General features: G+C 46.7%; 6 protein-coding genes. 3 read left to right on the forward strand and 3 right to left on the reverse strand.

All coding sequences use genetic code 11. From position 1 onward, the window contains the following. The first annotated feature begins 99 nt into the window (after positions 1-99). Positions 100-573 carry a GNAT family N-acetyltransferase gene (locus M3085_RS00670; RefSeq protein ID WP_249052055.1) on the forward strand — a complete coding sequence of 158 codons (474 nt, stop codon included), beginning with the start codon at positions 100-102 and terminating at the stop codon, positions 571-573. A 188-nt stretch (positions 574-761) separates the two neighbouring features. On the opposite strand, the gene M3085_RS00675 is transcribed toward M3085_RS00670, so the two are convergent. Further along, on the reverse strand, positions 762-1,667 hold the full coding sequence (locus M3085_RS00675; RefSeq protein ID WP_178255821.1) for a nucleotidyltransferase: 906 nt from the start codon (positions 1,665-1,667) through the stop codon (positions 762-764). A 145-nt stretch (positions 1,668-1,812) separates the two neighbouring features. On the opposite strand from M3085_RS00675, the gene M3085_RS00680 reads away from it, so the two are divergent. After that, entirely contained in the window at positions 1,813-6,447 is a 4,635-nt protein-coding gene (locus M3085_RS00680; protein ID WP_249052056.1) for a translocation/assembly module TamB domain-containing protein, read from the forward strand. Next, entirely contained in the window at positions 6,447-8,771 is a 2,325-nt protein-coding gene (locus tag M3085_RS00685) for a BamA/TamA family outer membrane protein (RefSeq protein ID WP_249052057.1), read from the forward strand. Before M3085_RS00680 ends, M3085_RS00685 begins: the two co-directional genes overlap by 1 nt. Before the next feature lie 329 nt (positions 8,772-9,100). On the opposite strand, the gene M3085_RS00690 is transcribed toward M3085_RS00685, so the two are convergent. Both M3085_RS00690 and M3085_RS00695 read right to left on the reverse strand, forming a co-directional pair. Further along, positions 9,101-11,119: a RagB/SusD family nutrient uptake outer membrane protein gene (locus tag M3085_RS00690; RefSeq protein WP_249052058.1), complete on the reverse strand. Its 2,019-nt coding sequence runs from the start codon at positions 11,117-11,119 to the stop codon at positions 9,101-9,103. A gap of 17 nt (positions 11,120-11,136) precedes the next feature. Beyond that, complete coding sequence (locus M3085_RS00695; protein ID WP_178255825.1) at positions 11,137-14,445, reverse strand: SusC/RagA family TonB-linked outer membrane protein; 3,309 nt, start codon at positions 14,443-14,445, stop codon at positions 11,137-11,139. Between the last annotated feature and the right edge of the window lie 228 nt (positions 14,446-14,673).

The following is a 14,673-nucleotide window of genomic DNA, read 5'->3' on the forward strand; positions in this document are numbered from 1 at the left end:
TCCGTTTCAAACGCCCGATTACTTCTTGATAAATTACACTATGTTAATTTATTTCTTGTGTGAGAATCGGTCTCGAAAGAAAAAGCTAACTTTGTGTATATGACAGCACATTATTTTTTAACGACAGAGATATCCATTGAGTGTATCTGTATGATATTTCAAGACTCGGTAGCGCATACGTGTTGCCGTGACTACACCTCCGGGCAACTTCAGGCGTGGCTGAACCGTGCCACGGAAGAGCGATGGCAGAAGTTGAAAAACAGCGATTTGCATTTCATTGCCGCCCGATGCTGCGAAACAGGGGAGTATGCCGGATTTACTTCGGTAAATGCCGGAGGCTATCTGCACAGCATGTTTGTGCGCCCCTGTTACCAGCGTAAAGGGGTGGCCTCGATGCTGCTTCGGGCTGCGGAAACATACGCCATTGCGCAGGGAGCAGACGAGCTGCATACCGAAGCAAGCCATACAGCCCGCCCGTTTTTCGAGAAGAACGGTTTCGGCATCATTCGTAGGCAGACTGTGGACGTAGACGGGGTGAAAATGGATAACTGGCTGATGGATAAAAAGTTATGATGGGAGGCATATAGGTAAAAAACGCAACCGTATGTAACCCGTAACGCAACCGCATGTGTCAAGGGGTTTGTCGGGTAGAAATAGAATTTCTATTCGAAAGGAAAAAACGACTTCCGGATACAAAAAATGCGCCAAAACGAAGTGTGTATTCATCGTTTTGGCGCATGGCTTATAAGTCTGATGCTTGGTTAGAACAATTTGGCAGGATATTCGCCGGCGTCTACCAGAGCTTGAATCTTGTCGACTACGCTTTGGCGGTCGGCAGCATACGTTACGCCGAACCATTTTGAAGTTGTATCCAGAACTTTTACCGTAGCGGTTCCGTCGTTAATCAACTTGTTAACCAGCAGCGGAATAAAGAATTCTGCCTTGATGTTGCTGATGTTTGTTTTCAGGAAGTCGACAAAATAATCTTCCGAATACTTGAAATAGTCGGGTGTAAATCCCCACATATTCATAGATACCGGCGTATTGTCTTCTACCGCTACCCATTCTCCGTTTTCGTCTTTATAGCAAACCGGTCCGTTAACGCGCATGATTTCCGTCCGTTCTACTACGGTAGTCAGATGTCCGGCATCGTTGGTAGAGCAGATACCACGTGCTACCGCACCGCTTTCCGACAGCGTGTTTCCTACACGGAAACCTACCATGCAGTAATCATTCTTTGAGCCTTCGGGCAGTTCAGACAAATATTTTCCGAGTACGGCAAAACTGTCGCGGCCATAAAAGTCGTCGGCATTGATTACGGCAAACGGTTCTTTGATAACATCTTTACCCATTAGCACGGCGTGGTTTGTTCCCCACGGTTTTACACGTCCCTCAGGGCAGGTAAAGCCTTCGGGCAGGTTATGAATGTCTTGGAAAACGACTTCTACCGGGATATGATTTTCATATTTGCTGATAATCTTTTCGCGGAAATCTTTTTCGAAATCTTTACGTATAACAAAAACAATTTTACCGAATCCGCCGCGGATAGCATCGAATATGGAGTAGTCCATGATAGTTTCTCCGTTCGGTCCCAGACCATCGAGCTGCTTTAAGCCGCCGTAACGACTTCCCATACCGGCAGCCAGTACAAATAATGTTGGTTTCATAAGTATGAATTAAAAAGTTAGTAACACAGGCAAAGATAGAAATAATTATGCAGTCGAGCGCAGACTTTATCAACAAAATGTATGTCTCTTTCGGTTATTTTTACTATTTTCGCCTTTGCAACAAAACTAACTTGGAGATTAAGGTATGAGAAGATATGCTAAATGGAGCATCGGGATTGTTCTTGTTCCGTTTGCGTTATTTATAATTATATGTGTATTGCTGTATATTCCCCCAATTCAGCGTTATTTGGTGACGACGGCTACACAGTATGTTTCGGAGGCAAGCGGCATGAATGTTCATATCGGTCGGTTGTCTCTTTCTTTTCCTTTGAATCTTGTGGTCCACGAAGCGCAGGTGGTCGATAAAAAAGACACGCTCTTGAATGTTGACCGGCTTACGGTGAAAGTCCAGTTGTTGCCGCTCATTCAAAAGCGGATTGAAATAGACGGCGTCGGGCTGAAGGGAGCATCGGTTAATACCGGGAGACTGATAGAGGGTATGCAACTGAAAGGCGAGTTAGGAGAACTCTTCCTGCGTTCGCACGGAGTGGATTTATCCCCCGAAACGGCTGTACTGAATAATCTTTTGTTAAAAGATGCGCATTTTTCACTCTGCATGGCAGATACTACCGAAAGTGCTGACACGGCAGCCAGCGAGCCTGCTTTCTGGAAAATCCGGCTGGAAGATATTGACCTCGATAACGTTTCGTTTGCCATGCAAATGCCGTTAGACTCTATGGACTTTCGGGTGAAGATAGGAAACGGCACGCTGCGCGACGGTATGGTAGACCTCCGCAAGCAGGCATATGCGGTAAATCGTTTAAGTATCCGTGAGGGAGAAGCGGATTATAACTCCGGTACGTCGCCTGTGCTTGAAGCCGGTTTAGACCCTTCTCATATACAGATAAAAGATATTAACATCGGAATCGATTCGGTGTATTATGAAGGGAATCACATCCGTGCGCTTATCCGTGAGTTTGAACTGAAAGAGCGTTCCGGCTTGGAGGTGACATCCGGTGAGGGCCGATTGGTGGCAGACGAGAAAGTTATCAACGTTCCTTCTCTTCGTATTCAAACTCCCGATTCTTATCTGGCTTTCGAGGCTTCAGCGGACTGGAGCTTGACGAGTGCCGAAGCCGACGGTAATCTCAGGGGGCGGTTGATGGCGGAAATCGGCAAAATTGATTTGCTGAAGTTCGTTTCCGGTATGCCTGAAGATTTTACGAGGCGGTATCCTTCCGCTCCGCTCCGCATACAGATGGGGGTTGATGGAAATTTGAAAGAGTTGAGGCTGACGCAAGTAAATGCCATTCTGCCCGAAAGTTTTCGGATAGAGGCCGACGGAGTGGTAACCAATCTGTTGGATAGTGTGAACCGGCAGGGGAATTTACATTTGCTGGCTGCTTTCCAGAATATGAATTTCTTGAAACCTTTGACCGGGGGAGTAGTGCTTCCTTCGGGTATGAATATAAATGGCGACATGAATCTGAAAGGAAATCAACTCAACGCAGAGCTTGATTTGCAGAAAGATTCAGGAAAAGTTTCACTGATAGCCGATTACCATTTGCTGAAAGAAGCCTATCGTGCCGACTTGACGGTCGACAAATTAAATTTGCATGACTTCATGCCTGAAGATTCTTTGTTCTTGCTTTCTGCTTCATTGCGGGCTTGGGGAGCGGGTTTCGATTTCTTTTCTCCAAAGACTTCAATGGATGCCGAAGGCGGATTGAGCCATTTGGAGTACGGGTCTGCGGTTTACTCCGGTGTACGACTGAATGCATCGCTGAAAAAATCATACGCCACGGTTGACTTGGATGTAAAAGACAACCTGATGGATATTTCTTCTCAGTTGGAAGCTGTCCTTCATCCCAAGCAGATAAAGGCGGATATGAATGTTAGCGTTCGCAATCTGGATTTAAACGGGATGCGCCTGACGGCTACGCCTCTTAAGACATCGGAAGAAATAAACCTGCATGTAACTACCGATATGAAAGCAAGTCATAAGGCTCGGCTCTCGGTAAAAGATATTCGGATTATTACGCCGAAGAAAACTTTTAAAACCAAAGATTTGCATGTGGGAATCAATACGGCGCGCGACTCTATTCGCAGCTATGCCAATGCGGGCGATTTGACTTTCTTGTTCCGTGCGCAAGGAGGAATAGAACAACTGACCCGCCATGTTGAACTGCTGTCGACACGCTTGACGAAACAGTGGAAAGAAGGATATGTGGATTTGGACGCGCTTAAAGAAAATCTGCCTAATGCGACGTTTTATATCTTTGCCAAAAAAGACAATCCATTGGCAAATATGCTTGCAGTGCAGAACGTAAACTTTAACCGTTTATTTACAAAGATTGAAACATCTCCGGCAGAGGGATTAAAAGGGAAGGCGTATCTGTATAGTCTGCGTACGGATAGTTTGGAACTTGATACCATTTATTTTAATATAGCCCAAGAGGTAGGGAAACTCGCATTCCGCAGTGGGGTGATAGCAGGAAACAAACCTTTTCAGGAGGCTTTCGATGTTTCTTTAAATGGTGAAATAGAAGCAGACGGGGCTAATATGTTTATCGAATATTTAAACGGAAAGAAGGAGTGTGGCGCACGTATGGGATTCGTGGCGAAGTTACAGAAAGATGGAATCAGTCTGCATGTTTCGCCCGATGACCCGATTTTGGTTTACCGGCAGTTTCAGGTTAATCCGCAGAATTATATATATCTGAAAAATGAAGGACGTATTGAGGCCGATTTGGGTATCTACGATAAACAGCATACGGGTATCCAATTTTATTCTACGCCAGACTCCCTTGCCCAGCAAGACCTCACTCTGGCTTTGAACCGGATAGATATAGCTGAATTTCGCCGGATTATTCCATACATGCCCGATATAGCCGGAGTGATTAATGCGGAAGTTCATTATGTAGAAGCCGGGAAACAGATGCAAGTATCTGCCGATATGAGCGTGAATAAGCTGGCATATAATCGGCAGCCTTTGGGCAACTGGGCGCTGAGTGCCGTCTATCTGCCGAAAGAAACGGGTGAGCACCGTATCGATGGCTTTGTAACATTGAACGACAGCGAAGTAATAAGCCTTAGCGGGTCTTACCTGTCGGCTGTCGCAGAAGAAGAACAAGGGCATATCTCGGCAGAAATGGGGCTTCATCATTTCCCGCTCGAACTGGCGAATGCTTTTATTCCGAACCGTATGGCTATCCTTTCGGGGGATATCGACGGTACGCTTTCGGTAGACGGAGCGACCAATAAGCCGTTAATAAACGGTGAGATGAATCTGGATAGTGTGAATGTGTATGTCCCGCAGGCATCACTTAACTTGAGGTTTGATAATCGTCCAGTCCGTATCGCCGACAATCGTCTTACATTCGATAAGTTTCAGATATTTACTCGTGGAAAGACTCCGTTTGTTATCGATGGCGATGTGGATATGTCTGATTTTGCCGACATGAAACTCGATTTACGGATGGATGCACATAATTTTGAAGTGCTGAATGCGAAACGAACCAAAGAATCGATAGTATACGGAAAGTTATACATTGACTTTGATGCTTTGCTGAAAGGCAGTGTTACCTCGTTGAATTTGAGAGGAAATGCCAATATCTTAGGTACAAGTGACTTTACTTATATCCTTCAGGAGTCTCCGCTGACCGTGGAAGACCGCTTGGGAGAAACGGTTACTTTTGTCAATTTCAGCGATACGACAGGCTTGGACAGGCATACCGTACCTACTATGACGCTGGGCGGACTTGACATGCTGATGACGCTTCATATTGATGAGGCCGTACAGTGTAGGGTTGATTTGGATGAGAACGGCAAGAACTATATGATGTTTGAAGGCGGAGGAGATTTATCGTTCCAATACACGCCCGAAGGGAATATGTTGCTGAACGGCCGTTATTCGCTGATGAGCGGCGAACTGAAATATCAGATGCCGGTTATTCCGCTGAAAACGTTTTATATCCGCAACGGAAGCTATATAGAATGGACGGGGAATATTATGAATCCGAATCTGAATATTCATGCTTCTGAGCGGGTACGGGCTTCGGTTGCACAGGAAGATCAAAATACGCGGACGGTAAATTTCGATGTGGGTGTAAGTATTACCAATCGTCTTGAAAACTTGGGCTTTATGTTTACTCTTGAAGCTCCCGACGATGGAACCGTACAAAACGAGCTGGCAGGAATGTCGGCCGAAGAACGTAACAAATTGGCGGTTACCATGTTGGTTACGGGGATGTATCTCGCCGAAGGAAATAATACCGGAGGTGGGGGCTTGTCGGCAAACAGCATGTTGAATTCTTTCCTTGAGAGTCAGATTAACAAGGTAGCGGGCAGCGCACTGAAAACCATTGATGTCAATTTCGGAATGGAACAGACAGAACAAGGGGGCAATACGCAGACCGATTATAATTTCCAGTTTGCAAAACGTTTCTGGAATAACCGTTTCAGTGTGATTATCGGCGGTAAGGTATCAACAGGCAACAACGCCGCCCAGCAAGATGAATCTTTCATTGATAATATATCGTTGGAATACCGGTTGGATAATAGCGGGACGCGCTATATCAAGATTTTCCATGATAAGAATTATGAGAACGTACTCGACGGCGAAGTAACCGAAACTGGAGTGGGTATCGTACTGCGTAAAAAAATCAGTAAGCTGAGCGAACTCTTTATCTTCAGGAACAAGAAAAAGAAAAAACAGCCGGATGAGGATGCGGTAACAAATAATAAAGAAGGTATAAAAGACGAAAAAGAAGAAGAGTGATGAAACATACATTATATTTGTTGTTTGTCGGAGTATGGATGCTTTTCCTTACCGGATGCTCTACTACGAAGCATTTGGCCGAGGGCGAAACGCTTTACATCGGTATGCGTAAAACGACGGTTGATAACCTCGATGAAAGCACTATGGGGAAGAAAGCGCTTGAAGAGGCTGAGGCTGCCATTACCGTGGCTCCTAACAATGCCGTGTTTGGCAGTGGCAGTATGCGCTGGCATGTCCCTGTCGGGCTGTGGGTTTATAACCGTTTCCAACGCTACGAAAAGGGACTCGGAAAATGGATTTTCAATAAGCTCGCCTCAGAGCCGGTTTATATCTCAACCGTTAATCCCGATACCCGCGTAAAGGTGGCGAGCAACCTGCTCCACGATTATGGATTCTTTAACGGAACGGTGACTTACGAGGTAGACAGTACCGATAATCCGCGTAAGGCACGGCTGAAATATCATATCGACATGGGGCGCGGTTATAAGTTGGATTCCATTGCTTACGAAGGGTTCTCACCGCGTGCCGACAGTTTGATACGGGCTACCTACAACGAGCGTATCATTCGCCGGGACGATCATTTTGATGTTACCAAGCTGAATGAAGAGCGCGAACGCTTGGTGGCTCTTTTCCGCGACAACGGATATTATTATTACCGTTCCGATTTTATCACCTTCCTTGCCGATACTTTGATTCGTTCGGGCTATGTTAATTTGAAGATAGTTCCGAAAAAGAGTGTCCCGCCCGAAGCCTTGCGTACATATTATATCGGACATACTTCGGTCTACCTGACCGGACATAACGGCGAGCAACCTGTCGACTCGTTGAAGCGGCGTAACTTTACCGTGTATTACGCCGGAAAGAAACCGGGCATTCGGTATGGCGTATTGCGCAAACGCTTTCTTTACCGTAAGGGCGAGTTGTATTCGCAGACACGTCAAGACTATACGCAAGAGGCTTTGGCACGTTTGGGCGTATTTAAGTTCAATGAATTTCAATACACACCCCGGCACGACGGCTCGGATACGCTGGATATCCGGGTAAATTCGGTGTTCGACCTTCCTTACGACAGCGAGCTGGAGTTTAATGTCACTACCAAAAGTACCAAACAAACCGGACCCGGAGCTATATTTAAGCTATCTCGCAAAAATTTCCGGCGTATGGGAGCTTCATTGAATTTGGAATTGAAAGGTTCGTATGAGTGGCAGACCAGCTCTACGGTGGATGGCGAAAGCTCTGTCATGAATTCGTATGAACTGGGGGCGGCATTGTCGCTGAACTTTCCTCGCCTTGTCCTTCCGTGGGTACGTAATCGGGTTAATCCTTTCTTGTATCCTTCGGAAACGAACTTCAAGATTTATGTCGACCAAGTAAACCGTGCGCGTTATTTCAAGATGCTTTCTTTTGGTGGAGAAGTGTCGTACAGTTTTCAGCGGTCGCGCAGTGTGAAACACACCGTTACGCCGCTTCATTTGGCGTTCAACAAGTTACAGCATCGCACGGCACGTTTCGATTCCATCGCTGCGCAGAACCCGATGTTGTTCAACAGTCTCGACGACCAGTTTATCCCTTCCGTATCTTATACCATTACTTACGATAACAGTTACCGGAAAAAGAAGAACCGTATATGGTGGGAGAACTCTGTGACTTCTGCCGGAAATGTTACCTCGCTGATTTACGCGGCTTTCGGTAAGAAGTTCAGTGAGCGCGACAAGAAGTTTCTCGGAACGCCTTTTGCCCAATTCCTGAAGTATTCTTCCGAGCTACGTTACCTGCATGAGTTTAACGAGTATCATCAGCTTGCCGCCCGCGTGATGGGAGGTGTGATTTGGGCTTACGGAAACAAAACCATCGCTCCGTATAGCGAACAGTTTTACGTAGGGGGTGCCAACAGTATCCGTGCGTTCACCATCCGTTCTATTGGTCCGGGACGTTTCCATCCGGCGGAGAATGCGAACTATTCGTATGTCGATGAGACGGGCGATATCAAGTTGGAAGCAAACTTGGAGTACCGTTTCCGCATCCTGTCGAACTTCTTGGGCGGTAACCTGAACGGGGCTGCCTTTCTTGATGCCGGAAACGTTTGGCTGATGCGTAAGGATGAGGCTCGTCCGGGAGCAGAGTTCACGCTGAACCGTTTTTTCGACAGCATAGCAGTGGGTACGGGTATCGGTATCCGTTACGACCTTTCTTTCCTTGTGCTTCGTCTTGACTGGGGGATAGCCCTTCACGTTCCGTACGATACGGAAAAGTCCGGTTATTATAATATTCCCAAGTTTAAAGACGGTATGGGAATACACTTTGCCATCGGTTATCCGTTCTGAGGTTGAACCGTTACCTTCGGGAACATCGCTGGGCGGAAGATTTGCTTGGATCGTTAACGTTGGTCAGTGTATTGTTTTTGAGCGAGCAATATATGCCGTGGGGCTGGGCAGCCTTGATTTCTATTGTGTTAAACCTCGTATTGTTTGCACGATTTTGGACTCCCCGCCGCAAGAAATAATTCCTTTTCAAAGAACTGAAAAAACGCATCCGCATGTGTCAGCTAACACATACGGATGCGTTACTTGTTTCTACCGCATGTGTATCTCAACACTTGCGGTAGAATTTTGAGCCTGTCACTTGTCTGTAAAACAGGCTCTTAGGTGAAGTGTTATTGTTCGGCAGCCATATCAGTCGTAGTAGGCCAGTAAGGATTCTGATACAACGATGACAAGTCAACCGATGCATTGTCTGAAGCGGTCAGCAAGAACTGACGGATGGGTAACGGGCGGAGGTAGTGAGCCAGATGCCATACGTATCCGTTGCGGAACACGTTGTTGTTCGTCATGTTCTTTTCATACGGGCGAAGGTATTCGCTCAGGCTGCGGTTGGATACGTTTGCCGATACGCTTCCATCGTCAACAAATGTGCCTCCGTAATTCCAGCTTTCCATCGGCGTGTTCCAAAGGTGGAAACCTTCTACGTGGTAAGGTTCGTTCTTCATTTGGTCGAGCGCGCGCCAGCGGGTCAAGTCCATCCAGCGTAATCCTTCAGCCATCAGTTCACAACGGCGTTCGCGGCGGATATTGTAAAGAATCGGGTCGGTCAGTTGTACGCCGGCTGAGTAAGAACCCCAGTCCAAGCGTTCGTTTGCCATGTTGGTAGCATCAATCGTAACCTGCGGGTCGACAGCATTTCCTGTAAATCCGGCAGCCGTACGGATAGCTCTCCAGTAAGTCAGAATCTTGTCGGATAATGTCTGTGTACGCTCGTATTCAGCTTCCATATAGTTGAGCAGTGCTTCGGTAGCGCGGAAAGTAATAGAACCTACGTAACCACCGTTTCCAGCAGTCAAAGCGCGGTCGAATGTTCCACCCTTGCGAATCGCATATCCCGTAGAGTATCCCCATTCTCCGTCACCACGCAGGATAGACGGTACGGGTTCGGTAGTAACTCCCTGATCGCCCGACGTATCATCCATGTTTTTGAACAAGTTGGTTTGTCCCGGTTCTTTCAGGAATATCTTCAGGCGCGGGTCGGCGTGTTGTCTTACCTCGCTGATGGTTTGGTCGGAATACGCAAATCCGTCGTGCGAAGCATAAATCGGTCTGCCGTCTTCCATTACGAAACTTTCTACCATGCTGCGTGTCAAGCCGATGGCATAGTTACCACGTGTTACGGCAACTTCTACGTTATTCGTAACGCCCAGACCCTTGCTGTATTCTCGCCACAGCAATACATCGGCAAAGCCCGACATGTCTGTGCTTCCGAACATACTGAAGTAAGGATTGTCAGGGTCAGATTCCGATTGAGGTACTGTTCCGGTGTTTTGCGTAAGGCTTCCGATGTATTTGTCGGCAACCTCCTCTGCACTTTCCGATGCTATCTGATAGAAGTATTCGATTTCGTTATCAATGCTTCCCGACGGATATTCATAATTGGCATTATAGTCTTTCTCCTTGCCGGGCCATCCTTCGCCGTTGGGGACGAACGGAGTTCCTTTGAAGTATTTCAACCATGAAGCCTCGAACAGGGCGACACGTGATTTGACAAGCGTGGCAACATCGGGCGACAAGCGGTTTTTACGGGTATCGAAGTTGTTGGTCATGCAGATGCGTGCGCTATCCAGATCGTTGATGATGAAGCGTGCCACCTCGTTACGCGGACTGCGTGTTGAGGCTGCCACCAAGATGGCATTATCGTCGGGCAAAGCCTCCTTGATAATCGGCAGGTCGCCCCACTTTTGGAGCATGGTGAAATAGCTGTAAGCGCGGAAGAAATAAAGTTCTCCGATGTACTGAAGGATATTCTGTTCTGAGCCGGATATTTCGCCGTTATAATAATGTCCGAGTATCGTGTTGATAGAATAGTTGATATTCCGGATATTGGTCCAGCTCCAGTTGTCGCTATCATCCAAACCTACCAGCCACTGACCGGTGGCATATTTTCCATCGGCAGAAAGCCCCGTTTGGTTATCCGTATTATTGTCATTACCAAATGTCCCGTAGCTCCAAGAACCGTGTGAAGGAAGAACATCAGCATAAAACTTGTTACAAACAGCCTGAAGTTGGTCTTCCGTCTGATAATAATCTTCGGGAATTACATAAGAAGGCGGCTGCTTGTCTAAGAAATCTTCACAAGAAACAAGCGTGGTCGCTAATAAAGCGATAGATATATATTTTAGTTTCATAATCGTATTCCTCTTAATTAAAATGTAATGTTTAAGCCACATGATAAAGTTTTTGACAACGGATAGGCGTTACCGTTACCACCGTTACCTCCGGCAATGGTTTCAGGGTCAAACTGAGAGGCAAGGCTGGTGCCTGTCCACAAGTTTTCACCGGAGAAGTAAACGCGAAGATTCTGGATTCCCCAGCGGTTTGTGAGGCGTGCCGGGAATGTATAACCAATCTGTAAGTTTTTCAGACGGATATAAGCTGCGCTTTGCAGGTAACCCGTTTGACATTGCTGGTTCTTGTCGCTATACAGCGGACGCGGCAGATAAGAGTCGAGGTTTACGTCTTGGTAACCGTTTTGTACTGACCAGCTGTTTTCATCACGGAAATAATCAGAAACGGCTTCCAGTCCGGTAGCCCACCACTGTCCGTTGCTTGCCGCACCAAACAAGTAAGTACTTCCCTGCCAGTAATCACGTTTACCTACACCCTGGAAGAATACGCGGACATCAAATCCTTTCCAGCTTGCATTCAGGTCGAGACCGAAGAGATAACGCGGCGTGCTGTTTCCAATCACCGTACGGTCTCCCGTATCACCCAATGTTCCCGAACCTCCTGAGATTCTTCCATCGCCGTTGGTATCTGCATACATGATATCACCCGCAGCCCATGATGAACCTAAGGCATCTTGTCCTCCGTTAGGCAGAGTAGCCAAGTGGTCCGCCATTTCTTGGTCTGTCTTGGCAATTCCAATCGTGGTATATCCCCAGATTTCGTTGATGTAACGTCCCGCGATGTAAGTATCAACGGCATTGGTCGGGTTATTCGGATAGCGCAGAATCTTGGTACGTGCATCTGCTACGTTGAATTTGATTCCGTAAGAAAGTCCGTTATCCAAGCGGTCGTTCCAACCGATAGAAAGTTCCCAACCCGAAGTACGCAAGTCGGTATTGTTGGTTACCGGGACATCAGTACCCAAGATAGCCGGAAGTTCGGGAGCGTTACCCACCATGTCTTTGGTATTACGGACGTAGTAATCGAACGAACCGGTCAGACGGTTATCAAACAATCCCCAGTCAAGACCAACGTTATACGATTCGATGGTTTCCCATGTCAGTACCGTAGAAACAAGTCCCGGAGCCGTTGCCGTATTCGGTTTCACCCCATTCATCAGCCATGAACCGTCAGAAGCACCTACTGTCATGGTTTGGAATGTCTGATACCAGTTCGTTGTATTTTGGTTACCTAACGAACCGTAAGAAGCACGCAGTTTCAGTGTACCAACGATATTGTTAATCGGTTCGAAGAAGTTTTCGCGTGCGATGTTCCATCCCAAAGATACAGACGGGAATGCCTTCCACTGATTTCCCTTACGGAAGCGTGAAGTACCATCGGCACGCAGGTTGGCTTCAATCAGATATTTGCCGTCGAAGTCATAGTTTACACGGGCGAAGAAACCGGCGGTAGTCCATTCATTGCGCGAACCGTTTACGTCCGGTGTAATGGGATTTCCGTTCACATCCAGTCCGGTAGTCAAGTCCACTTCCGATTTATCGGGGAACATCACACCGTTGTTCTGCAATCCGAATTGAGTTTGTTTTAAATCCTCGGCTTGGAAACCACCCATTACATGCAAGTTATGCTTGTCGTTAAATGAATGTGTGTATTCCGTATAGGCTTGGAAGTTGTAATAATTCTCTTTGTAGTAATCTTCGTGAACGTTCGAACTATCTGTATAGCGGTAAGGATTACCATTGATGTCGTGGTTATATTGCATCTGGCTGTCCCAGTGACGGTTTGCCGAATTAATGTGATAGTTGAAATCAATGTGTGTAATCCAGTTCTTGATCGGTTCGATTTGGAAACTGATTTGGTGGTACGTATCATCGGTCTGTGTTTTATCTACACCACCTTCTGCCAAGCCCAAAGCCGGAGACGGAGCCGAGAAATAATACCCGTTGCGGTCGTACAGCGGAAGAATCGGCCATCCCTGACGTGCCATATCGTTATACAGACTTTCAGTCAATGTAGCCGGACGCTTGTAATCCTCGCGAGTAAAACGCATGGTATAGTTAAACCGTAACCATTCGGTGATTTCCGAGCCAATCTTAGCCGTTGCGTTGAAACGTTTCAAGCCTTCTTCTCCCAGCTCCATGAAGCCGCCCTGATCAAGGTAGTTGAACGAAGCATAATAATTCAGCTTTTTCGTTCCGCCGTTTACGCTGAAGTTATGTTCTTGAGAGAACGTCCATTTTTTATATATAGCGTCATACCAGTCTACATCATCGATACCGTTGGCATATCCATCCAGCCACTGTCCGTTTTCGTTAGCTCCGATGCTGTATAAGATAGTTCCGTCTTCTGTGATGCGTTGTCCCGGTCCGTAAGGCTGTGCATTGTGGTAAGCTACGATTTGATCCATACGTTCCGGAGTGAAATATACGCCGTTACCTCCGTTGGCAAACGTATCGTTCATCCAGCTGGCGAAATTCACCGAGTTCATCATGTGATTCATGTTTACCGGCGTACCCCAGCGGAAACTGTTGTTATAGTTCACGGTTGTTTTTCCTTCCGTGCTGCCCGATTTGGTTGTAATCAAAATCACACCGAAGGGCGCACGCGAACCGTAAATTGACGAAGCTGCCGCGTCTTTCAAAACCGAAATGCTGGCAATATCCTGCGGGTTGATGGTATTCAGGTCGCCTTCCATACCGTCGATCAATACCAGCGGGTCTCCGCTTGTTCCTTGTCCGATGGTGGTTGTACCACGTACGTTAATGCTCGGCGTGTTTTCCAAGCTACCGTTGGTTTGTGTAATCTGCAATCCCGGAACCACACCTTGAAGGGCTTGAGTAACGTTGGTAACCGGACGCTGAGCGATTTCTTCCTGCGTAACCACACCTACCGCACCGGTAAGGTTTACTTTCTTTTGCGTACCGAAACCCACTACTACCACTTCGTCCAATACTTCAGTATCTTCTTTTAAGGTAACATTGATGGCTTTTCCCGGTTCTACTTTAATTTCTTGTGTTTTAAAGCCGATGAAAGAAATCTCCAACGTAGCGCCCGAAGATACGGATAGAGAAAAGTTTCCGTCTAAGTCTGTAACCGTTCCGTTTGTAGTACCTTTCTCAACTACGCTGGCTCCGATAACAGGTTCGCCCATAGCGTCTCTTACTGTTCCGCTGATTGAAACTTTGTTTTGGAGGGATGATTGCGTAACGGGAAATGATTCCGACGCAGCAAATACAGATGCTGGGCTTGCTATGAAACCCGCAGACAGCAACAGGGAATAAAGGACAGCCCGTTGCCGCTTGTTCATCAATACATCGTTTCTCATGTTTTTCAAGTTTAAGATATGTGATTGTTAATTCGACGCAAAGCTATTAAATTTTTGTATAATTGGATAAATAAAAATCAAGCAGAATTAGTCGAAAATCGTTCAAAGAAGAAGGGCTGGCAATCATTTTAATAGGGTGAAAATTGTGCATTACAACCCCTGAAAAGTTTGTCGGGATGAAATTTTATTTCTATTCGAAACGTTGGCAAACGCTATGGGATAGACTTG

The organism is Bacteroides caecicola (assembly GCF_023337095.1).
In the GTDB taxonomy this organism is placed as follows: Bacteria; Bacteroidota; Bacteroidia; order Bacteroidales; family Bacteroidaceae; genus Phocaeicola; species Phocaeicola gallinarum.

Bases quoted from the DNA above. Each gene is read 5' to 3' on its own strand.
- M3085_RS00670 (WP_249052055.1), top strand. From the start codon at position 100: ATGACAGCACATTATTTTTTAACGACAGAGATATCCATTGAGTGTATC.
- M3085_RS00675 (WP_178255821.1), bottom strand. From the start codon at position 1,667: ATGAAACCAACATTATTTGTACTGGCTGCCGGTATGGGAAGTCGTTAC.
- M3085_RS00680 (WP_249052056.1), top strand. From the start codon at position 1,813: ATGAGAAGATATGCTAAATGGAGCATCGGGATTGTTCTTGTTCCGTTT.
- M3085_RS00685 (WP_249052057.1), top strand. From the start codon at position 6,447: ATGAAACATACATTATATTTGTTGTTTGTCGGAGTATGGATGCTTTTC.
- M3085_RS00690 (WP_249052058.1), bottom strand. From the start codon at position 11,119: ATGAAACTAAAATATATATCTATCGCTTTATTAGCGACCACGCTTGTT.
- M3085_RS00695 (WP_178255825.1), bottom strand. From the start codon at position 14,445: ATGAGAAACGATGTATTGATGAACAAGCGGCAACGGGCTGTCCTTTAT.